The sequence below is a fragment of the Gammaproteobacteria bacterium genome, assembly GCA_013001575.1.
In the GTDB taxonomy this organism is placed as follows: Bacteria; Pseudomonadota; Gammaproteobacteria; order Steroidobacterales; family JABDMI01; genus JABDMI01.
On the sequence record JABDMI010000121.1, the window covers coordinates 1 to 20,566 of the forward strand.

Genomic DNA, 20,566 nt, shown 5'->3' on the forward strand with positions numbered 1-20,566 from the left:
GGGGTGAATAAGCCGATCCAGCAAACCACCCCGGCGGTCATCACACCAGCGGCCGCACCGCGCGCCTTGCCGCCAATCGATGAAAGCAGTTTTGCATCCGCCTACGCGGGGCCCTCGGTACGTAAACTGGCACGCGAACTGGGCGTTAACCTCGGTCAGGTTAAAGGCAGCGGTAATAAAGGTCGTATCACCGCCGACAATGTTAAAGCCTTTGTTAAATCGATTTTGTCGGGCCAGGTCTCATTGGGTACCGCAAGTGCTTTACCAGAAGTGCCCAAAGTTGACTTTTCCAAGTTCGGTGAGGTCGAAGTTAAACCCTTATCTCGTATTCAAAAGCTCTCGAGTAAGTACCTCCACGCCAGTTGGGTCAATATTCCGCACGTTACCCAGAACGATACGGCCGATATCACCGACATGGATAACTTGCGTAAGGCATTAAAGCCCGCGGCACTGGAGCAGGGCGCGCGCTTAACGCCATTGGCCTTTTTAATTAAAGCCGCAGTGAATGTGCTCAAAGAGTTCCCGGCCTTTAATGGTTCATTGGCGGCTGATGGCGAGAACATGGTGTACAAGAATTATTATCACATCGGTTTTGCGGCCGATACGCCTAAAGGCTTGGTGGTTCCGGTGATCAAGAACGCCGATCAGAAAAATCTGTTCGAGATTGCTAAAGAAATGGGTGAACTGAGTGAGAAAGCCCGCGCTGGAAAACTGGGCGCCAAAGACATGCAAGGTGGCACGTTCACTATTTCTAGCTTAGGTTCGATCGGTGGGACATTCTTTACCCCGATCATCAATGCGCCTGAGGTGGCAATTCTCGGGGTGGCGCGTTCCAAAATGGAACCGGTCTGGGATGGCGAGAATTTCCAGCCACGGAATATATTGCCTTTATCCTTATCTTACGATCATCGCGTGATCGATGGCGCCAATGCTGTGCGTTTTACCACGGCCTTGGCCAAAGAACTGGAAAATGCCGATGGTTTGAATGATACAGGCGTGTCACCATGAACCTGGTCAAAATTAAAGTCCCCGACATCGGCGATTTCTCCGATGTGGATGTGATCGAAGTCTTTGTGTCAGTCGGTGACGACATTGAAGTTGAATCGCCACTCATCAGTCTGGAAACCGAAAAGGCAGTGATGGATGTGCCAGCTACCCACGCCGGTGTGGTGAAAGCGGTGCACATCCAGGTGGGCGATAAAGTATCGCAAGGGAGCTTGGTGGTCGAGGTTGAGGCGACTGAGTCTGCTTCAGACTCAAAATCGGAATCGACAACGGTTGCAAGCTCATCAGCGACAGACAAGTCTTCCGCAGCACAAGCGACTCCGACTGCAATCGCTTCGAGCTATCAAGGTGAAGTGCATCAACACGCCAAAGTCGTCGTCCTCGGGGCCGGGCCGGGTGGCTACACGGCTGCCTTTCGTGCGGCAGATCTAGGCTTAGAGGTTACTTTGATCGAACGCTGGCCGGTCTTGGGTGGCGTGTGTTTGAATGTGGGTTGTATTCCTTCCAAGGCTTTGTTGCACGCGGCCAAGGTGATTGACGATGCCGCCGACATGTCGGCGCATGGGATTACTTTCGCGCCACCGAAGATCGATCTGGAAAAACTGCGTAACTGGAAACAAGATGAAGTGGTCGGCAAACTGGTCAAGGGCCTGTCGGGTATGGCGAAGCAACGCAAAGTGAATGTGGTGCATGGCAATGGCAAATTCGTATCGCCGCATCACATTGAAGTTACTGCCGACGACAGTTCTACTAAGGTTATTCAATTCGAGAATTGTATTATCGCGGCAGGTTCCGAAGTATTTAATTTACCTTTCCAGCCAGACGATGAACGCGTAATTGATTCCACCGGCGCTTTGGAGTTGAAAGATATTCCAGAGAATATGTTAGTCGTTGGTGGCGGCATCATTGGTTTGGAAATGGCAACCGTGTATTCGGCCTTGGGTTCGAAAGTAACCATTGTCGAGCTTACCGACAGTTTGATCCCGGGTTGTGACAAAGATCTGGTGCGTCCATTACAAAAACGTCTGGAACGTCAGGGTGCCAGTATTATGGTGAAAACCATGGTTAAAGGTATGGACGCAAAAGACGATGGCATACATGTGCAATTTGAGGGCGACAAAAGACCGGAATCAGCGGTGTATGACAAAGTGTTGGTGGCCATTGGTCGTAAACCCAATGGTGGCGTTATTGATGCCGATAAAGCCGGTGTGAATGTTTCTGAGCGTGGTTTTATTGAAACCGATAAACAGATGCGTACCAATGTAAATCATATCTTCGCCATTGGTGATCTGGTCGGTCAACCGATGTTGGCACATAAAGCCACACATGAAGCCAAAGTGGCGGCGGAGGTGATTGCCGGGCATAAGCGATATTTCGATGCGCGGGTGATTCCATCGGTGGCTTACACCGATCCGGAAATTGCCTGGGTGGGTTTGACCGAGACCGATGCCAAAGCGCAAGGCATTAAATACGAGAAGGGCGTATTCCCCTGGGCGGCCAGTGGTCGCGCCTTGGCCAATGGCCGTACCGATGGTTCCACCAAGTTGTTGTTCGATCCAAAAACCAATCGTGTACTGGGTGCCGGTATTGTCGGTGTTGGCGCTGGCGAACTGATCGCCGAAATGGCTTTGGCCATCGAAATGAACGCCGATGCCGAGGATATTGGTTTAACCATTCACCCGCATCCGACTTTGTCAGAGACACCTGCGATGGCGGCCGAAGTGTTTGAAGGGACAATTACGGATTTGTATATTCCGAAAAGGAAGTAGAATAAACACTTAAGGTAATTTCAGATTAAGGTCACACTTGAACAGGATAATTTTGGTCTTGTGAGATTGTGCCGAGTTAGTCGGGGAATGGATTACATTAATTTCAATAAACATGACAAACATCCCCTTAAAGTGCAATTGCGGCCAGGTAGAAGGCCTTATAGAAAATGTAACGCCATCCTTGGGCAATCGCCTCAACTGCTATTGTGACGACTGTCAGACATTTGCGAGGCACTTAGGAGAAGACAAAAGCATTCTCGACGAATATGGTGGTACCGATATTGTGCAACTACCAATCTCATCTATTAAGATCACACAAGGCCTCGAACATCTTCAATGTTTACGTTTAACGCCCAAAGGCTTGTATCGTTGGTATACAGGCTGTTGTAAAACCCCAATCGGCAATACCGTTTCTTCCCGTGTTCCATTTATAGGCCTAATCCATAATTTTGTCGACATGACAAAAGGCATTGAAGCTTTATTCGGCCCGGTCTATGGTGCGGTACAGACAAAATCTGCTAAACCCGGCTTTGTAAAGAGCGACACATATCACTCGGAATTGCGAACGACATTACGATTTTTGTTTAAGATTATGGTCTGGAAAATGAAAGGTCTGACAAAACCCAATGTATTCTTCCAAGACAATGGCCATACGATAATTAAAACGCACATACTTGAATAATTTGTAATGTGTCAGAGTTTGATACTTGTATAGCCACGCTATAGTCACTTCTCAAAAGCTAAGGATAAGGATTAATGATTCCAGTTCTGAATAAAATCGATCACGTCCACATCTACGTCCCTGAACGCGACGTTGCCGCCGAGTGGTACAAACAGAATCTCGGGTTTTCGATCATCAAGGAATTCGAGTTTTGGGCCGAGCATCCCGGTGGTCCTTTGACCATATCCCATGGTGAGGTACATCTTGCTTTATTCAAGCGCGACAGGGAGTCCAAAACCGAAGTGGCGTTTGGGGTTAGCGGTGAGGATTTTCTGCAATGGAAAACCCATCTGGAGAAATTGGAAATCCTTGATCGCTGCAATGACCACGGTAAAGCCTGGTCACTTTATTTCCGTGATCCTTATGAGAATCATTTTGAAATTACGACATATGATCACGATTTCATCGTGTCAAATTCCAGCCTAAAGTAGCGACACGCCCAAAAGTAGACCTTTTCATATTTTTAAAACATTAATCAACCTGATTGGTTTAATCGATAAAAAAGCCTTTTTCAATGCTATAAAAAACTAAATCAAATAACTTTAAAAGTATCGACGAAACAATGGAGTAAAAAATTAAAAATCTAGTAATTGTGTTTGCGTCTATGCTGCTGATTTCAGGCTGTACTTCCATGCGGGCCGTTGAATATACATCGTATGATCTGCAAGCAAGAATTTCCTCAGGTGATTTGATAAATATCGGCGACACAGTGCGAGTGGTTAAAACGGATGGCACAGTGCACAAGTTTACAGTTAGCAAACTAAGCAACACGAATATACAAGGTAGAGACTTGAATATCGCTATTTCGGATATCGCTCGCTTGGAGGTCAAGCAATTCAGTGCAACCAAGAATGCAATTTGGATTGGCGCTGTGGTCGGGATTGCTGCACTGTTGTCAACTGCAGAAACAGAAACGTCGAGTGGTAATACTGTTTGTTTTATTTGTCCTTAGGTATATTTGTTCTGGGTTTTATTGAGCCAGATCAAAGTTTACTTATGCGCTATGCCTAAACTGTCCTTAATAATAAATAACTCTAAGGATTTCCCATGCAAGATTTCCCCCATTTGTACACGGTTTCAGTCAGCACCAAACCCGACAGTCATGTAACGGTAGAAGCAGACAACCTGCCAAGCTTTGAAGCCGCGCCACCTGCGGCCTTTGGTGGTCCCGGTAATCTTTGGTCACCCGAAGACTTACTCATGGCCGCAGCAGCCAATTGTTTGGTTTTATCTTTCAAGGCGATAGCCAGAGCGTCAAAACTCGAGTGGCTATCGATTGAGTGCGAGTCCCGGGGAACTCTGGATAAAGTCGAGCGAAAATTATTGTTCACCAAGGTCCTGTCGACGGTAAAGCTGCGTATTCCTCAGGATGGATCGGTTGAAAAGGCTGAAAAACTCTTGCATAAAGCCGAAGCGGCTTGTCTGGTCACTAACTCCATGAGCGCCGAAGTTGAGCTGGAATGTGAAGTTGTGAATGTGCCGGTGTTGTAATCCCGTTACAACTGATTCGGACCTTGCTACTGTGATTTCAATGCCTCATGCCGGGTCCATTGCTTGATGACATGCTGTAACTGTTCAAAGGTTGCCTGATAATCGGCATATCGGTATTGATACTGTTGATTGATATGGTGCATTATGTTTTGCGTCTGCTCGGTGTATTTGGGTAACACGGCCCATTGCAAGCGATTGTTTTTACGCATCACGATTTGCCCGTCCAGTTTGCCAGTGATCAATTGCACAAAAGAATCGCGCTCGGTTTCAGCCGCTCGGTTAATGCAATGAAAATAGTTTTTCAGATCATTATCCAGTATCGCGATACTGGCGCGGTCGTAGTGTTGAGATACGGCATCCAGATTGTCCACTTTGGGCAGTGCACAGGTGTACGCGGGTAAATGGAAGTTGTCCAAACTGTGCTGACCACGGTCTTGTATATTGCGATCATCTAGCTCGCGACGCTGATAGGGTTTGGTGAAGGCATCAATATTATTTAATGCCTTTTGCTTTCTTACCAAGTCATCATCGGCAAGTGATTCTGTGCGAATTGTCGGACTAAGCTTGATCTCGCGTGTGTAGTCAGGCGCTTTATGTTCAGGTACCTCAATGTCCATCTCTAATGTCGGAACTTCTAATATAGTAATTTCTAATGCCGGAACTTCAACTGCAGAAACTTCATAGTCACAAGATTTGACTGCGTTATTTTCCATTCCTTTTGCGTAGGCGCCAGGCTCAACAAGGCACTGATTGGCATCTATTGCTGTGCTTGAGAGTGTTAAAGTGAAAATTATTAAGAGTGGATTCATCGTGAAATATAAATTAAAGATACAATTCAAATTCTACACTATTTTCTTTTCCCTAATACGATTCGATCGTTATAGTCGTTAATGATTTATTTCATGGCCAAAGTACGCCATGAAAATCACAAACCACATAGGTTTTTGAGTCTTTTATTACTGGTTTTCGCACCCAATGTACTCTTCCAGGATAATGGTCAAACAATGGTAAACCAATAATTGTTAAACATTAATAAATTGAGTCAAAGTAGAGTAAGTATAAGTCAGCCTTTTAATTGCAATTTACAAACATGAAACTGAAATCATTACTATTGATAGTCATTCTTTCACTAGCATCCTGTACAACGGTTGACTACGACACCGGTAAAACAAATACACCTGCGTGGTTGCTTGTTGATGATTTCGAATCGAACGATCTATCCGCCTGGATCAATAAAGACACTCGCAACGATACCAATCCTAAAATTGCGAATCCTCAAATTACAATAATCAAGCAAGAAGCATCAGGTAATCATTATCTACTAAAAAAACCGGCTGCAGACGGTGTGGTCGGTAATCGTAAAGCCTTAAGTTACGTTAAGCTTCCGGTGGCTGTTGAAGTTGGCGATATATACACGTTTTATTCCCGTTTTGCCATTGAGGCATTTCCCAATAATCACATATTTGGCATAAGTAATCTATCCGCTAAAGGCATTGCCGAGCATGATTACAACGCCTTTGAACCCAGTCTCAGGATCACTGACAAAGCCGAGTCAGACGGTTCCAGAAATGACGGTACCTTAATGGTCAAGCAGGACAAAGGCTAAGCGAAAATATTCAATTCCTTAAATCAAAAAGACGCTGAGCCATTAAAGCCCATGATCTGGTACGAAGTCTGGATGGTCGTGAACAATAAACCAAGTAGTGAAGGTGGCCAAGCCTATGATGTTTATTTACGTGGTGGCGAATTCGACGAACAGCAACTGGTTTACCAAGGTGCAGATTTTAGAATGCGGCGGGAATTATCCTTGCAATATTTTCTAGCCAATTGCAATACCGGCCCAAAAGATAAGCCCTACGGAAATGGCGGTGTTCTCTATGATGATATTTACATGGCGGAAGGTGTGGAGTTATCATCTCCCATAAGAAATAAACAAAATTAGACAGAGTCGTTACCGCATAATTCTAAGCAGCAATTCGCTCATTTAATGCTATTATTGGAATGGAGTCTAATCCCAATAATTAAAATTAAAGTACCACTATGCGAACTGTAAAATACCTTTTGATATTGTTAATAAGTCTGTTAGTTTTTACATGGCCATTAACTGCTGATGAACCCGTTCTGGATTACAAACACCCGATACAGATCACCTCCTATTATTGGCAGATCAAAAGTGAAGCACCGGATATCTTACAAATATTTCAAAACGACAAAGTCGCACCATTGACGGAATACGAACTGTCCGGTTGCATGTTCTGTTCCGGTGAAGAAGATGGCTGTGACACAGATGGTGTGTCCAGTCTTACCTTGGAGGAAAATCCGAATGAGCCGCTGGTTATGGCCGTTTGTCACGTGGGCGCACATAGCAGGCTGTTGCAGGTTTTCGCACCCTTGCGAGATAACGAGGACGCCGTGTTCAGTACAACCGGCGCCTACACTATCGATTATGAAATGACCGGGCAGGGTATCAAAGTAACCACCGATCATCGTAATTACGAGTCTGATGAAGCGGGTGAATTTACCCAACGCACCGAATATTGGCCAAAAGCGAGTTATCCCGATAATTCACGAGCCGTCTATAGTTATGAGATCTACGACTTGGCCAGCAATCCCGATACCCGACATCTCAAAAAGTTGCTCAGGTCCAATCCACACGCCTGGGATACCGGCGAAGATTATCTGAGTGATACTCCGGTGGGCATTGCGATCGCGGCGGGTAATCTGGGAGCCTTGAAACTATTTGTAGAGCACGGTTATGATCTCAATCCATCCGAATGGTTTTCACATCCGGTGCGCAAGATCAGTCCATACACGGGAAGAGCCGAGCCGGAGCATATGCAAATGCTCGAATGGATATTGAGTCAGATCGAAAGAAATCCGGATATTGATTATCACTTGCAGGACTTTGTCGCAAACAATCATTACCAAGGTGCTGAAATCTTATTGAAGCATGGCATAGACCCCAATATCTGGATTCAAAACTGGAAAAGTGCCTGGGACATTAGCGATGATACTCAGATGCGAAATTTGCTGGAATCCTACGGAGGCGAAAGTAATTTTCGCAAGGTACTCGTAGTTGGCAGTTTACTTTTGTTACTCGTCGGGCTCTTGTTGCGCTATCTATTAAAGCCTAAACAAACGGTGCAAGCTGGTAAGGCGTCACTTCCGGAGCGCAATCCTAAAAAGGGGAAATTATATACCGTAATCGGTTTGCTTATTCTTCTTGTTGGTTCAGTGGGTGCATTGCTGACCCGCTATGGCAGTGCATTGGGTCTGGATCGTCCGGATGGTGCAATCATTTTTTATATCGTTGGATTGTTGATGGCTGCTTTGGGTATAAAATTCATCAGCAGTGGACGTAAATTACAAATGCTGTATGCCGAAACACTGGTACAAAATCATACAGGCGAACGACCATTATTTTTATACTTGCGTTCCTTTAAGTTGGATGAAGAGGATAAACAAGACATAGTGCTGCCCGGCGGTCTGAGTGTCTCGATCAATCCTTGGGAAAGCAGTCTTTCAGTAGCCTTTGGCCGAGTTGGCGAGATGGTTGCTATTGGGCGGCCAGGCGAAAAACTTGCAACCACTGGTGCCTCGCGTCTTTATGTGACCGATGATGAATGGCAAGACAAGGTGTTGGAACTGATCGATAAAACCGATCTGGTTATTTGGACCTTCGGGGATACAAAAGGGCTACGCTGGGAAATTTCACGTTTGGTACAAGTTGTCCCGCCGGAAAAACTTATCATCGCCATGCCCTTCTATGACAAGAAAATGAGTGTGCGCAAAGAGATTTGGCAAGGTGCACAAGCCATGCTAAATGAAACTTTGGAAAAACCATTACCTGGTGAAGTAGGTGAATCCCTGTTTATTGCCTTTGATCAAGACTGGAATGCCCACTGGGTTAAGACTGATCCGCCTTCAGTAGGGTCGCGAATTGCAAGCATGGGATTCTGGAACCGCGCCACTAGAGGTGTGCGCTCGCTACTGAAATCTCGCGGATATGCTTATCCGGAATTGTTACTGGGAGAAAAAATTGCCTACGGGTTCTTGGCTGCACTGGGATGGATATTGGTCGGAACTGTTCTGGTTATGCTGTACGGGTTTATACAGTCATTCTTTTGAGCAATCGCTAATTCATGACCATTGACACTAAGCCTAAATCAACGAATCTGTTTAATGATCAGGTTCCCATTGCAATAGGAATCACCGGGCACAGGAATATACATCCTGATACCATTGACCGTATACGGCAGCAATTGACAAAAGTTTTTACAGACTTAAAAATCAGTTATCCCAATAGTCCTCTAGTCCTGTTGACACCACTCGCTGAAGGTGCCGATCAGTTGGCCGCAGAAGTTGCTCTTGAGCAAGGCGTTGAAATTTATGCTGTTTTGCCGATGACTCAGGATGAATACGGCAAAGATTTTTCCACGTCTGAGCAACGTAAGCGGTTTGATCGATTGTTTGATACAGCGGTATGTCATAAATCTCTTAATAAATTCGACCCGCAAGCACAAAGAGATCTTTGTTATGCGTATGTGGGTAAATGGTTGGTTGATTACAGTGACCTGATGCTAGCGCTGTGGAATGGAGAAACCAATGATCTGACCGGCGGCACTGCCGAGGTTGTGAATTATGCTGTTAATAATGTGTTTCCCAGTCTTAAGACGCAACTAGAAGCCGATCACTGGCCCCGTGATAAGAAAGCGGTTATTCATATTGACACGCTTCGCCGGAGTGAAGACCAAAGTAAAGAGCAATCTGAAAGAGAAATGGTTTATCTTGAATCAGGTCAACGTGCTCAGGATATTCAGAATATTCCTTATGCAGGTTCGATTGCCGGATTGGAATTGTTATCACAGATTGAAAAATATAATCAAACCACTGCGGATGCTACTGAACCGGGTTATCCATTAACTACGCATGAAGAATCAAAATTACCCCTGCATCTAAGATTTTTACACAGGCTCTATAGAAAGTCAGATAATGTTGCTAATAGTTATCAAAAATCATTTCGTGCTTACACGCAAATTTTCTTCACACTAACAGCCATTCTTTTGCTAATACTTTTGTTGTATTTCCGGGTACTGCCTTTTACCTATGTGATAGTTTGTTATCTGGTTGTTTATCTCATAACACTGTTGGTTTCCATGCGTTTAAGGAATACAGACGCACAAAAAAAGTATCAGCTATACCGATTGCTCGGAGAAACCTCGCGATTGTTTTTCTTTTTTGCTGTGTCTGAGGAAACAACCGGACAACGCCATTCTGTCTTGAATTCAGCTAGAGAAGCGCATTATTTTCTGCGTAAACTGGGGGATGAAAATCGCTGGATAATGAATCTGTTTCGCAAAAAAGAGTTATATGATCCACTGGCTAGCAAGCTTATTGATAAAGAGACTGCAGATGTGGCGGCTGATGCATTACAAACTGTAAAAAATCATTGGGTACATGATCAGCACAAATATTTTTCTAACGCGAGTCAACGTGACAGAGGGAAACTCGTAAAATTGAACCGCATCGGGCTTTGCTTGTTCGTGCTTTCGTTTATCTCGGGAGTGTTGCTTCTGCTAATTAAATACGCAGGCTTAAACTATTCCACGACAATAGTTGCTGTGTTAGGCATGGCGATTGCAGCAAGTGCCGGTTTGGGTGGTATTGTCAAATCATATGCTTTCACAATGGGGTATTCGGAACTGGCCGGGCGCTACGAGTTGATGGAAAGCCTGTTTTCTGAAGCCTATCAGAGGATAAGCTCAGAACAAGATGAGGCGGTAACAATTATTGATCAGTTGTGGTGGGAAGCCTTTATGGAAAATATTGAATGGTTCTCATTAAAAAATTCACGAATGGTTAACACCATCGATATTAAAAAATTTGTAAAAGAGCTTATCAACCTGACCAGACTTTAACTCCCATATACAATCAAAACTACAGGCATTGTTACGGATTGATGAGCACATCACTGAGTAGCCAGCGATAACCGCCGGAAATTGACACCATTTCATCCAGTTTCCATACACTGCCTTCCCAAACAAAGCTGTAGATCAAAGTAATTTCATGATCAAAGTTCTTGAACGATGCTCTAACAGTTGCGTTTAATCCGTTGACTTGAACCGGATAAACCACAAGGTCTTTGATCAAGGCGTCCTGGCCATTAACAAAAGGATCGAAGCCAAGGAATAGATCATCATGTTGCTTACGGTTATTTTCAAATAGCTCGATCAGGTGTTTTGAGAGTAATGTTGAGTACATATCAGGCTCAGACGTCCAAAAAGCCTCCAGATTGTCGCCTTGATAGAATCCTTCAACTAGTTTTTGTAATTTTTGTGCGAGTTTTTTCTTTTTTGGAACTTTTGGAATATTTGCTGGGGAGGTAGCATTCACCACATTGCTCGTACTTTCGAATGACTCATCAGTAGAAATATCAGCCAAAGCTGGAGTAACTACAGCCAGGCAAATTATTATGAGTGAAGTTGTGTATAGTTGTATCATATCTGTATCTTTTTATGATTGATTCAGAGTGTGAGCAAACCCTGTACCAGTAGGTAATAGTAACAGGCAATTGTGAATTATTTCAGTAGCAGGCTTATCTCCCAGAATTGAATAATACATTTAAAATAAAGTAGAAACTATTATGAAAAAATTATTACTGTTTTCAGCACTACTTGGTCTCACCAGTGTAGCATTTGCAAAAAATCAGGAAAATCAATTAGATGAACTCTCGTCCCAAGTCTATCCTCAAGTTGTTGAGCTTCGTCGTTGGTTTCATGAACATCCAGAGTTGAGTAATCGTGAATTCAATACCTCCAAACGCATAACTGAAGAATTGGAAAAGCTTGGATTAAAACCCGTGTCCGGAATTGCTAAAACCGGGGTGGTCGCACTCCTGAAAGGCGCTAAGCCGGGTCCAACGGTGGCTCTACGTGCCGACATCGATGGACTTCCGGTCACTGAGAAAACCGGATTGCCATTTGCCTCACAAGCCACATCCGAATTTGCCGGAAAAAAAGTGGGCGTAATGCATGCCTGTGGTCACGACAGTCACATTGCCATGTTACTCGGTGCGGCAAAGATTCTTGTTGAGCTTAAAGAGGAACTTGCGGGAGATGTGTTATTTATTTTTCAACCGGCGGAAGAGGGTGCGCCTCCCGGTGAAGAAGGCGGCGCCGAGCTAATGCTGAAAGAAGGTTTGTTTGAAAAATACCAACCCGATGTGATCTTTGGCATGCATGTTGGGTTAAATATGCCAGGCGGACAGATTGCGGTTCGACCGGGTCCTGCCATGGCAGCTGTAGATATGTTTGAACTGAAAGTAACGGGCAAACAAACGCATGGAGCCAGACCCTGGGGTGGCGTCGATCCGATCGTTACGGCCTCACAGATCATTGTGGGCTTACAAACGATCGTTGCGCGTCAGACCAATATCACCAAAGCTCCGGCCATTGTTACGGTGGGCAAGATCGACGGCGGTGTGCGCCATAATATTATTCCGGATGAAGTGAATCTCTGGGGGACCATTCGTAATTTCGATATGAACATCCGTGATGATATTCACGCCAGTATCGAAAAGATTGCTACGAACATTGCCGAGAGTGCAGGCGCGAAAGCCGAGCTGACAATTCAGGAAGGCTATCCGGTCACGGTCAATGACCCGGAATTAACGGCAAAGATGTTGCCTACCTTGCAAAGAGTGTCAGGTGAAACCGCCGTGATCACACCCGATCTGGTAACCGGTGCCGAAGACTTTTCCTTTTTTGCCAATGAAGTCCCTGGTGTTTTCCTGTTTTTAGGTTCTGTAGAACCAGGCAGCGACCCTAAAAAAGCATACTCCAATCATTCCCCGCATTTCACCATTTACGAGCCCACTATGCAAACCGGCGTGCGGGCATTTGTGAATTTAACTTTTGACTATATGGCCATGCACCTGGAAGACTGATATTTCAAGCTTGTTAAATGGTGCAATAAATCGCTGAATAGACCCAGATTCTGCACAATAAGTGCTAATTAACTTATTGATTTAATTGATTATAAAGCATTTACGTTTCAATCAATTGCAAAGTAATGTAAAGTGAAGAGATTAGCGTCAACAATAATGGATGAGTTACATAATGTCGGCAAAACCAGGAATCTTTAAACGCATCATTGGACAATTGACTGGCCAATACCCGACCCTGTCGGAGGATGCTGTTCAGACTGATGACACCAGCGAAGCGGTTTTACAGCCAAAGACCAGCAAACCACAACGATCGGATGAGTTAGTGGTGTCGGGTGAGATCCATAAGATCAAAGAATTTGCCTATAACAAAGACGGGCGTATGCGCCATGATGCGCTCAACAAACTTGCCGCTTTGAATGACCCGGAAACCCTACCTATTTTGTATGCGCGCGCCAATGACTGGGTGCCTGAAATTCGCAATAAGGCAATTTCGGCGATTGTGGATCTAACCACCAAACAAAACGCGGCTATCTTTGTTAAATACCTGCCGAATCTTTATCACCTCAAGAAATGTACGCGCTGGAAACACGATGGCTTGGTAGCGGACATTGAAAATTATTTGATGGAACAGGATAACGTCATTCATTTGCTCGATGGTATATCAAGTAAGGATCAAAAACTGGCAACGGCCTGTTTCCGATTGGTCATAGATAATGAGCTTGCACCAGTTGAAGACTTTGTACTAAATGGCTTAAAGCATAATCACCAGAGAATTCGAATTAAATGTTCGCATTTGCTTAAGGATCTGGAAGACGACTTACGACAAAAAGCCCTGGATATTGCCATCAGGGACCGCAATGTCGCGGTACGACGTGAAGCCTTTATGCAAAGTATCAAAAGCTGGGGTAGTGAACCACTGGCCAAGGAAAAATTGTTTGACCCTCATCACAGCATTCGTGAAATTGCAACATTACACCTGGGTAAATCCGGTTCCGATGTGCAATATACCTATTTGCGTCATTTAAATGATGAAGACCCCAAAACTTTGCGATATGCAATTTGGGGTATTGGATTTCTGAAAGGCAAGGAGTGTGTGCAGTTGATCAAACCATTTCTGGAGCATGAGAATGCCAGTGTACGACATCAGGCAAAAATTACTCTTGAGAGTCTGTCTAATGCGCCAGAACGCTTTCTGGACACGGTTGAATGGAATTCAATAGACACTTTCTATTGATCAGTTGAGATTTAGCCTACTAACCTAGCTTCCAAAACTTCTTCCAGTTTTTGTGGCTTGCCCACAAAAAAACCTTGCGCATATTTGCAGCCAATGTTGCTTAGAATTTCGAAAATTACCTCGTTTTCAACACCTTCGACCAATACATCTGCATTTAATGCTTTACACATGCTGACCATGCTTTTTACCAGAGCAAGTGAGCGATCATCTTCCAGAATTTCACTGGCAAATGCCTGGTCGATCTTGATGGTATCAAAATCCAGTTTGTGTAATAGACTCAGGTTGGAATAGCCCGTTCCAAAGTCGTCTAAAGCGACCCGCATGCCATGCTGATGACATAACTGAATAGTGCGTTGTACTTCGCTGTGCTCAAGTGCCAGGCCTTCTGTTATTTCGAGTTTAAAACTTTCCTCGGGGATTTGATTCTGCTCAACCCGGTTAGTAATTAACTCGATCAAACCCGGGTGCGATAATTGTCGGCCCGAAATATTTACTGCCACAAAGGGCACAACTTTATCTGTGGAGTATTGCATGAATTGCTTGATTGCAGCACATACAGTATCAATCACGTATTCGCCCACCTCAAAGATCAAAGAGGTTTCTTCGGCCAGCGTAACAAACTCGGTTGGCAGGATCTGTCCGTGTTCCGGGTGATCCCAGCGTACCAGGGCTTCGTAGCCTGCGATTTTATTGGATTCAACATCGAGAATGGGTTGATAACGCACGTCAAGATCGTCATTCTGAATTGCCGCGCGCAATTGACCCTCGAGTCGAATTTTTTCAATCGTTACACGTTCAAAAATATTGGTATCAGAGAAAAGTTCGGTTTGCGACTCACCTTTTAAGTTTGCCAAAGTGCTGCGATAACGACGCAGTAATGATGCCAGCAAGGAACGCACAACCGGATCGGATTTGATCAAGCGTTCCAGAAACTGGTCTTTATCTATTTCTATCAGCACACAGTCGGTTTTGGCCACAGCTGAGGCAACTCGTGGCGAGTCATCAAGTACAGCCATTTCACCGAGCAAACGACCGTCAGTGAGTTCACCTAATACAATGTGTTCGCCATTTTGTATCGAGCTGATCTCGAGTACGCCGTGTTCGATCAGGTATGCATAATCTGGCGAGTCTCCTTCAGAAAACAGGATCTCACCTTGTTTTAATTCTTTGCGATGTGATTTCATAGGATTACAATAGCATTATGTTATTGATTTTGCACGCGAATAATTTCTCCATAAATTTTAACATTCTTGCTGGTCTGGGTTAAACTGTTGACACATATAGATATGTGACCAGAAGGATTATTAGAATGCAAGATAACTTTAATGATGTGAATTTTAGGCAGCCCAGTATACTTTTCATGCTTTTGATCAGGATGACTGTCTATTATTTGATTATTTTTGGAATAGTTGCATTGTTTGTCTGGTTAGCCCCCGGCATGACACGCGATCTTCCTGTCGGTGGCATTGGTGAATTTACCAATTATCAGGACTCAACAGCTTATGAGTTGGAGGAAACCTTGCTCGGCAGCGATGGCGATGAGTTAGAAGCGATCGCGGAGCGTACCCAACAACGGAATCTGGCCAACGGCCCGATCTGGTTGAATTCAGCCAAATCATTATTTCTTGCGATGTTTACAACTTTTATTTTAATGATCCCGGTCTCATGGGTGTACAAAGCCATTCATCAAGGAAGTGTTTATGATCATTCGATTGATGAAACCGCACTGATCTTGCCAGCTGTGGTTGCTGGAATCGTTACTGTGGTACAACATTCACTGGCATTGGCATTTAGTTTGGCCGGAATTGTGGCAGGCGTGCGCTTCAGAAGAGCATTGAGTGATACATTCGATACATTGTTTATTTTTGTTGCGATTGGAGTTGGTATTGCTGCTGGAATAAAATCTGTAGAGATTGCCATTGTCATGACGGTGTTTTTCAATTACACCACAGTGTTGGTCTGTATGTTTGGTGACGGGTTGGAATCTCAGTATCTGGCCAAGAAAAAACAGGCACGGCAGGAGAAAAAGGAAGCCAGAATAATTACCGCGGAAAATTCAGATCAGATAATTTCGGCCGTTACCCCGCCTGACATTACCGACAATCCCAAAAACTAGTCAAGTTTTTTGAGCATTGCATTACGTCGCTTTAAAAGAGAGCGGATTGCACTTTTGTTGATTGTGTCGCCCATTGCCTGTTGCAATTTTTGTTCGTCCAGGATTGCCAGCTGCGCTCTGACCTCAGGGCTTAATATGACCAGATCTTTGCGTAATGTTTTAGGTAAAGTTTTCCTTTGACCAAACGCTTTACTATGATCGGTCAGGTAGACCAGCCCTAAATCTTGACGATAATGTATGTTACTGGCTGAACGGTTTGAGTTGGCCGTTAATAAATCCCATGCATACATGAGTTGATATTGTCTAGGCAAAGAACACCAGCCCCCGATGCCGGTATTATTCTTAATACGGGAGTCTTCAGTAATTGAATCCGGATGCTCGAGTTGCAACGCTCCTGTATTGTTGTCTATTGTGCGACTCACCGTAAGCGGGACCAGTTCAAAGCCCAGAACTTCATCCAGTTTGTGGGCGGCCAATTCTTTTTTATGCGTGTTTAAGCGGTCATCAGGATAAAACAAAGCCATGATGTTTTTGTTGTTGTGCGAAAGCTGTACTTTCCACTGCCCGCCTACACCGAGTTGTGCTCCTGTGGGTTTATCTATCGCGGTAATTTGCGCGGTAGTTAATGCCAATTCCAGTTCCTTCTTACTCAGCCCATAAGAGCCAGGCAACTGATCATGGAGTGGTGCCAGTTTTTCTTCGGGGTTCAGGTATTGAACGAGTTTTTTGCCATTTTCAACAATTAGCGCTGCCGGCCGGCCCTGGTAATAATCGATCAACATGCCAGTATCAAGCATGATCAGTTTATCCGCATGCAAGGAATGAGCACGTGCGTCTGCAGTTACAGTATGGCCCACAATGACTTGTTGAACGCCGAGTTTTTGTAGTGCAGTGTCAAGGATCGGGCGTTCGTGCAGCGCACGACAATAAACAGCACCACGACTCCATAATGGGCTATCGCTGCTGAGAATAGGGTGCTCACTTAAGGCCAAGAATTCCTTGAGGGTGTTAATAACAGGTGTCGGCAGTTGATTTCTTTGTACTTGCTCCAGACAGTCTTTCTGCCTTGATTGAAGACAATCGGATGGTGAGCTATTTTGTATTCTGGATGCGGCTTGTAGTTCCGGATTTTCTTTAGGGTTATCCGTGAGCACATTTAATTCGATCAAAGCATGCCATAACTCGATATAACGCCTGGTTATCGTTTGATAGTCTTGATTGATTTTTTCCAGCCCGTGCTGTGACACCATTTCAGGTAGACTGGCGTGCACAAATGCCATGTCGTTTACCGTAATTATTGCGGGCAAGGAAAGTAGCCAGGAACCGTATTTCCCATCGACGGAAAATGCATCGCGGTGGGCAAAATACCCGGGTGGATACATTTTCTCAAACGCCATTCTGGATTGGCTTTGATTCTCAAATGTAAGATCTGTACCGGATATAAAATCTCTATAGCCATTTTCGCGATCAGCAGCGCTTTCATCGGATGCAAATTCCCGATATTCGGCTTTTGAAACATACCGCAGATCACCGACCAAATTCATCAGTTCATGATTGCCTGCAAGTACATGTACTTTGCCGCCAGCAACAGCTGCTTCATGTTGCAATCGCATGAGTAAATCCATAGTCTGGCGCGATTGCGGCCCACGATCAAGTAGGTCACCAAGACTTATGAGATGGGTATTGTTTCCACTCCATTTGAGATTTTCGTCAATAACCCGACTGACCTGCAAAAGCCTGACCAGTTCCGGATAGGCACCATGCACATCCGGGAATACAACAACGCGATCTATATTTTGCCATTGCCATTGGATGGGTTCTTCTGGATATACATCCCTGGCATATATACTTTCGCATAAGCCAAGATATAGCAGGGCAAACGCAAGCCCCCAAGCTAAATATGTGGCCTTACTAGGTACTTTACTTTTTGCCAAGGCAACGTCCAATAATGTCTCTTTCAATACGTTTGGGATCATTTAGTATGTCAAAGTATTTTTGTAAATAGCGTATTGTTTTAGACTTGTAGCGTGAGTTGAGTTCAGTGGAATTTTGAAATATTGACATAATTTCATTTTGTCTGGATTTGATATGGCTAATATTTTTATGCCAATATTCAACAGGCTTACAGCGGCCTCTGAAATATCGCTGGCGTACGTCCTTGATCGGGAGTTTTTCAGGCGGCGCTGCATATTCAGGATTCACCAGACCATTAGAGTCAAAATCATAGGGAATCGGGTATATGCCTAAATCTGTATTTTTTGGTTTAAGCAATTCCATGTTATGACAACAATTTTTGTTGGCCGGACCTCGGATCATGGAGTAATCGTTATTTGCAATCATCAGCTGAAAAAGCTCTATCAGGGCAGAATGGTCAGGGTCTAGTTCGGAACTGTTGATCTTAGGTACATGTACCATATCAAAATTCAGCCTTTTAGCTAAATTTTTCTCACTTTCGATCACAAAAGTTAAATGTGTCCAGGGTTTTTTGCGTTTCTCGCTATCGACGTAACTAAGTCTTAACAGGCGCGTCTTGAATGCTTTGTCGGTTAACACTTCCAGTGATTTATAGGCGAGATACTCCAAGATCAGTTCTTGTTGTTCACGATTCCTGTTTTTACAGGGTGAAACCAGTTTTACTTTATCTTGGCCATCAAATAAGGTGCTTTTAGTTTGCCTTTTCTTGAAGTTCAGTTGTAACGGGGGCAAGCTGCAGTTTCGTCGTCGTGAAATACCGCGTGTTCTGATCGCAATGTCCAATCTTTGAGTTGAGCCATCTTTATCGGTATAGGCCCACTGTCCCTGATGCCATAAGCGTTTTTGTTGTTTCTTTTCTCTATAGGCTTGTGTTAATGGTGCTGTAAGCACCGCATTTAAAATTTCCTGATCGTCAAATAGCGGACTGGCATCAAGACTTTGCCAATTAACGAAAATGACAAACAAAACGAACGTAATTCCCTGTATCAATGTTTTCATAGTGTGTTTAATATAATCCCGTGTATGTATGATTGCAAAGTATTTTTCTCGCTTTAAGCATAAAAGAAAACCGGCGAAATGCCGGTTTCTTTGCTGCAAGTGCATATTTTTCAGTTCGAACGTGACTTATTTAGCGTGAAATTTCTTGAGCACGGCTAATGCCAGTGCTGTGATCAGTAAAGCCAGTCCGGTTTTCGGCATTACCCAGACCAAGCCAATGCCCAAGACTGCAAGCATGACTGCGTCGGCATTGAGGTCCGCTTTCGGTTGATAGTCTGTCGCACGCCCGGTGAGTTTTAGCAATAGTTGATCAAGACTGAGTTTGCCTCCACCGTGAAAGATCAAGGGCAGCAGCATCAAGGCATATAATAAAGGAAGTTTGAAATTACCGGCCTCACTGGATTTTATTCCGTATCCTTCCCAAAGCTGGTTTAGGGAATTCCAGCTTTCTGGCCAGTGCACAGCGGCGACGGCTACACCTGTGATCACCAAAATTGAAAGCGCGGCAAAACGGGTGAAAAGACCAAGCAGTAGCAATATTGAGAATGCAACCTCACCATATCCCGCGACCAGCCAATTTAAGTCCGGACTGAATTGATTAAACGGGAAGGGAAACTTGTCATTGATTCCGCTAAACCAGTTTTCGCCACGCAGTTTGCCCATGCCTGGAAAAAAGAATTCATAAAATAATATGGCACGTAATAATATTGGCCATAACCAGTCTGTTGAACTGCGCAGGCGGTCGGTCAGGCTATCGTACAACTTATAAAAAGATTGCATGCTTATCTCCACAGGGTTTGTACTTATTCAATTAATACGAACTGCGTAATGGCATGATTATTACGCCTTGCTTGTTTAGTCCCGAAACGTGCCGAGAACTATATTTTTCTCTCGAAAATTTTGTAATATCGCCAATCCTCCGGAGACCACCTGTAAGGGATCCGGGTGATTTAATTCCTGAGCGATCTGTTGCATGACCTGTTCACCTCTAAGCTCGGGTTGTTGTTCCAATAATTCGATCAAGCGGGCGGAGACGGCATTCAATTGCATGAATTCCACTTTGTCATTCAGATCACGATATACCAATAAAAATGTCGGTTGTTCTGGTGCTGAATCGGGTGTGTGTTCCGGACGGATCATATGTACTGGATAAACGTAGGCCAAAGAAACCATGGCTGGATTCAAGTAGGGTGACTGCAGCAATAAATCACCGTCAGGATCAATCTTATCCAGTTCCGGTTCCACGTCCATGACCGAAACTGCCAATTCAACCCACTCGTAATGCGCCAGCTCAAGCATGAATGGCGGGTCG

General features: G+C 44.4%; 18 protein-coding genes and 1 pseudogene. 12 read left to right on the forward strand and 7 right to left on the reverse strand.

The window, feature by feature from the left end; all coding sequences use genetic code 11:
* The 6 genes from HKN88_09535 to HKN88_09560 all read left to right on the forward strand — a co-directional run.
* A partial coding sequence (locus tag HKN88_09535; GenBank protein ID NNC98298.1) for a dihydrolipoamide acetyltransferase occupies nt 1-1,008 on the forward strand: 1,008 nt, incomplete at its 5' end.
* On the forward strand, nt 1,005-2,774 hold the full coding sequence (gene lpdA / locus HKN88_09540; protein ID NNC98299.1) for a dihydrolipoyl dehydrogenase: 1,770 nt from the start codon (nt 1,005-1,007) through the stop codon (nt 2,772-2,774). The genes HKN88_09535 and lpdA, both read left to right, overlap by 4 nt.
* 112 nt (nt 2,775-2,886) lie before the next feature.
* Nucleotides 2,887-3,456: a hypothetical protein gene (locus HKN88_09545; protein ID NNC98300.1), complete on the forward strand. Its 570-nt coding sequence runs from the start codon at nt 2,887-2,889 to the stop codon at nt 3,454-3,456.
* A gap of 74 nt (nt 3,457-3,530) precedes the next feature.
* A complete protein-coding gene (locus tag HKN88_09550) occupies nt 3,531-3,926 on the forward strand; it encodes a VOC family protein (GenBank protein NNC98301.1) in 396 nt (131 codons plus the stop codon).
* Nucleotides 3,927-4,099: 173 nt separating this feature from the next.
* Entirely contained in the window at nt 4,100-4,447 is a 348-nt protein-coding gene (locus HKN88_09555) for a mechanosensitive ion channel (protein ID NNC98302.1), read from the forward strand.
* Nucleotides 4,448-4,542: 95 nt separating this feature from the next.
* The gene (locus tag HKN88_09560; protein NNC98303.1) at nt 4,543-4,986 is read left to right on the forward strand and encodes an OsmC family peroxiredoxin; all 444 of its coding nucleotides are present in this window, start codon (nt 4,543-4,545) and stop codon (nt 4,984-4,986) included.
* Nucleotides 4,987-5,012: 26 nt separating this feature from the next.
* Here HKN88_09560 and HKN88_09565 read toward each other — a convergent pair whose 3' ends face one another.
* Nucleotides 5,013-5,699 carry a hypothetical protein gene (locus HKN88_09565; GenBank protein NNC98304.1) on the reverse strand — a complete coding sequence of 229 codons (687 nt, stop codon included), beginning with the start codon at nt 5,697-5,699 and terminating at the stop codon, nt 5,013-5,015.
* A gap of 377 nt (nt 5,700-6,076) precedes the next feature.
* Between HKN88_09565 and HKN88_09570 the strand changes: the two are divergent.
* The 3 genes and pseudogenes from HKN88_09570 to HKN88_09580 all read left to right on the forward strand — a co-directional run bounded on the left by HKN88_09570 (nt 6,077) and on the right by HKN88_09580 (nt 10,904).
* Nucleotides 6,077-6,928 (forward strand): annotated as a pseudogene (locus HKN88_09570) (hypothetical protein).
* A gap of 98 nt (nt 6,929-7,026) precedes the next feature.
* A complete protein-coding gene (locus HKN88_09575; GenBank protein ID NNC98305.1) occupies nt 7,027-9,114 on the forward strand; it encodes a hypothetical protein in 2,088 nt (695 codons plus the stop codon).
* A gap of 14 nt (nt 9,115-9,128) precedes the next feature.
* Entirely contained in the window at nt 9,129-10,904 is a 1,776-nt protein-coding gene (locus HKN88_09580; protein NNC98306.1) for a hypothetical protein, read from the forward strand.
* A 31-nt stretch (nt 10,905-10,935) separates the two neighbouring features.
* Here the strand turns inward: HKN88_09580 and HKN88_09585 are convergent, their stop codons facing one another.
* Nucleotides 10,936-11,487, reverse strand: coding sequence for a DUF3828 domain-containing protein (locus tag HKN88_09585; GenBank protein NNC98307.1), 552 nt, complete (start codon nt 11,485-11,487; stop codon nt 10,936-10,938).
* Between the two features lie 142 nt (nt 11,488-11,629).
* Between HKN88_09585 and HKN88_09590 the strand changes: the two genes are divergently transcribed.
* The gene (locus HKN88_09590) at nt 11,630-12,931 is read left to right on the forward strand and encodes an amidohydrolase (GenBank protein NNC98308.1); all 1,302 of its coding nucleotides are present in this window, start codon (nt 11,630-11,632) and stop codon (nt 12,929-12,931) included.
* A gap of 172 nt (nt 12,932-13,103) precedes the next feature.
* Entirely contained in the window at nt 13,104-14,165 is a 1,062-nt protein-coding gene (locus tag HKN88_09595) for a HEAT repeat domain-containing protein (protein ID NNC98309.1), read from the forward strand.
* 11 nt (nt 14,166-14,176) lie between these two features.
* Here the strand turns inward: HKN88_09595 and HKN88_09600 are convergent, their stop codons facing one another.
* Nucleotides 14,177-15,349, reverse strand: a complete 1,173-nt coding sequence (locus HKN88_09600; protein NNC98310.1) for an EAL domain-containing protein — start codon at nt 15,347-15,349, stop codon at nt 14,177-14,179.
* A 125-nt stretch (nt 15,350-15,474) separates the two neighbouring features.
* On the opposite strand from HKN88_09600, the gene HKN88_09605 reads away from it, so the two are divergent.
* Complete coding sequence (locus HKN88_09605) at nt 15,475-16,281, forward strand: DUF4956 domain-containing protein (GenBank protein NNC98311.1); 807 nt, start codon at nt 15,475-15,477, stop codon at nt 16,279-16,281.
* Here HKN88_09605 and HKN88_09610 read toward each other — a convergent pair.
* From HKN88_09610 to HKN88_09625, 4 genes are all read right to left on the reverse strand, one after another.
* The gene (locus HKN88_09610; GenBank protein ID NNC98312.1) at nt 16,278-18,242 is read right to left on the reverse strand and encodes a hypothetical protein; all 1,965 of its coding nucleotides are present in this window, start codon (nt 18,240-18,242) and stop codon (nt 16,278-16,280) included. The genes HKN88_09605 and HKN88_09610 overlap by 4 nt on opposite strands.
* Nucleotides 18,202-19,254, reverse strand: a complete 1,053-nt coding sequence (locus tag HKN88_09615; protein NNC98313.1) for a hypothetical protein — start codon at nt 19,252-19,254, stop codon at nt 18,202-18,204. Before HKN88_09615 ends, HKN88_09610 begins: the two co-directional genes overlap by 41 nt.
* 126 nt (nt 19,255-19,380) lie before the next feature.
* Nucleotides 19,381-20,034, reverse strand: coding sequence for a DoxX family protein (locus tag HKN88_09620; GenBank protein NNC98314.1), 654 nt, complete (start codon nt 20,032-20,034; stop codon nt 19,381-19,383).
* Nucleotides 20,035-20,109: 75 nt separating this feature from the next.
* The coding region (locus tag HKN88_09625; protein NNC98315.1) for a DUF2063 domain-containing protein at nt 20,110-20,566 on the reverse strand (457 nt) is incomplete at its 5' end.

Excerpts from the sequence above, each read along its gene's own strand:
- lpdA (NNC98299.1), top strand. The coding sequence starts at position 1,005 with ATGAACCTGGTCAAAATTAAAGTCCCCGACATCGGCGATTTCTCCGAT.
- HKN88_09545 (NNC98300.1), top strand. The coding sequence starts at position 2,887 with ATGACAAACATCCCCTTAAAGTGCAATTGCGGCCAGGTAGAAGGCCTT.
- HKN88_09550 (NNC98301.1), top strand. The coding sequence starts at position 3,531 with ATGATTCCAGTTCTGAATAAAATCGATCACGTCCACATCTACGTCCCT.
- HKN88_09555 (NNC98302.1), top strand. The coding sequence starts at position 4,100 with ATGCTGCTGATTTCAGGCTGTACTTCCATGCGGGCCGTTGAATATACA.
- HKN88_09560 (NNC98303.1), top strand. The coding sequence starts at position 4,543 with ATGCAAGATTTCCCCCATTTGTACACGGTTTCAGTCAGCACCAAACCC.
- HKN88_09565 (NNC98304.1), bottom strand. The coding sequence starts at position 5,699 with ATGGAAAATAACGCAGTCAAATCTTGTGACTATGAAGTTTCTGCAGTT.
- HKN88_09575 (NNC98305.1), top strand. The coding sequence starts at position 7,027 with ATGCGAACTGTAAAATACCTTTTGATATTGTTAATAAGTCTGTTAGTT.
- HKN88_09580 (NNC98306.1), top strand. The coding sequence starts at position 9,129 with ATGACCATTGACACTAAGCCTAAATCAACGAATCTGTTTAATGATCAG.
- HKN88_09585 (NNC98307.1), bottom strand. The coding sequence starts at position 11,487 with ATGATACAACTATACACAACTTCACTCATAATAATTTGCCTGGCTGTA.
- HKN88_09590 (NNC98308.1), top strand. The coding sequence starts at position 11,630 with ATGAAAAAATTATTACTGTTTTCAGCACTACTTGGTCTCACCAGTGTA.
- HKN88_09595 (NNC98309.1), top strand. The coding sequence starts at position 13,104 with ATGTCGGCAAAACCAGGAATCTTTAAACGCATCATTGGACAATTGACT.
- HKN88_09600 (NNC98310.1), bottom strand. The coding sequence starts at position 15,349 with ATGAAATCACATCGCAAAGAATTAAAACAAGGTGAGATCCTGTTTTCT.
- HKN88_09605 (NNC98311.1), top strand. The coding sequence starts at position 15,475 with ATGCAAGATAACTTTAATGATGTGAATTTTAGGCAGCCCAGTATACTT.
- HKN88_09615 (NNC98313.1), bottom strand. The coding sequence starts at position 19,254 with ATGAAAACATTGATACAGGGAATTACGTTCGTTTTGTTTGTCATTTTC.
- HKN88_09620 (NNC98314.1), bottom strand. The coding sequence starts at position 20,034 with ATGCAATCTTTTTATAAGTTGTACGATAGCCTGACCGACCGCCTGCGC.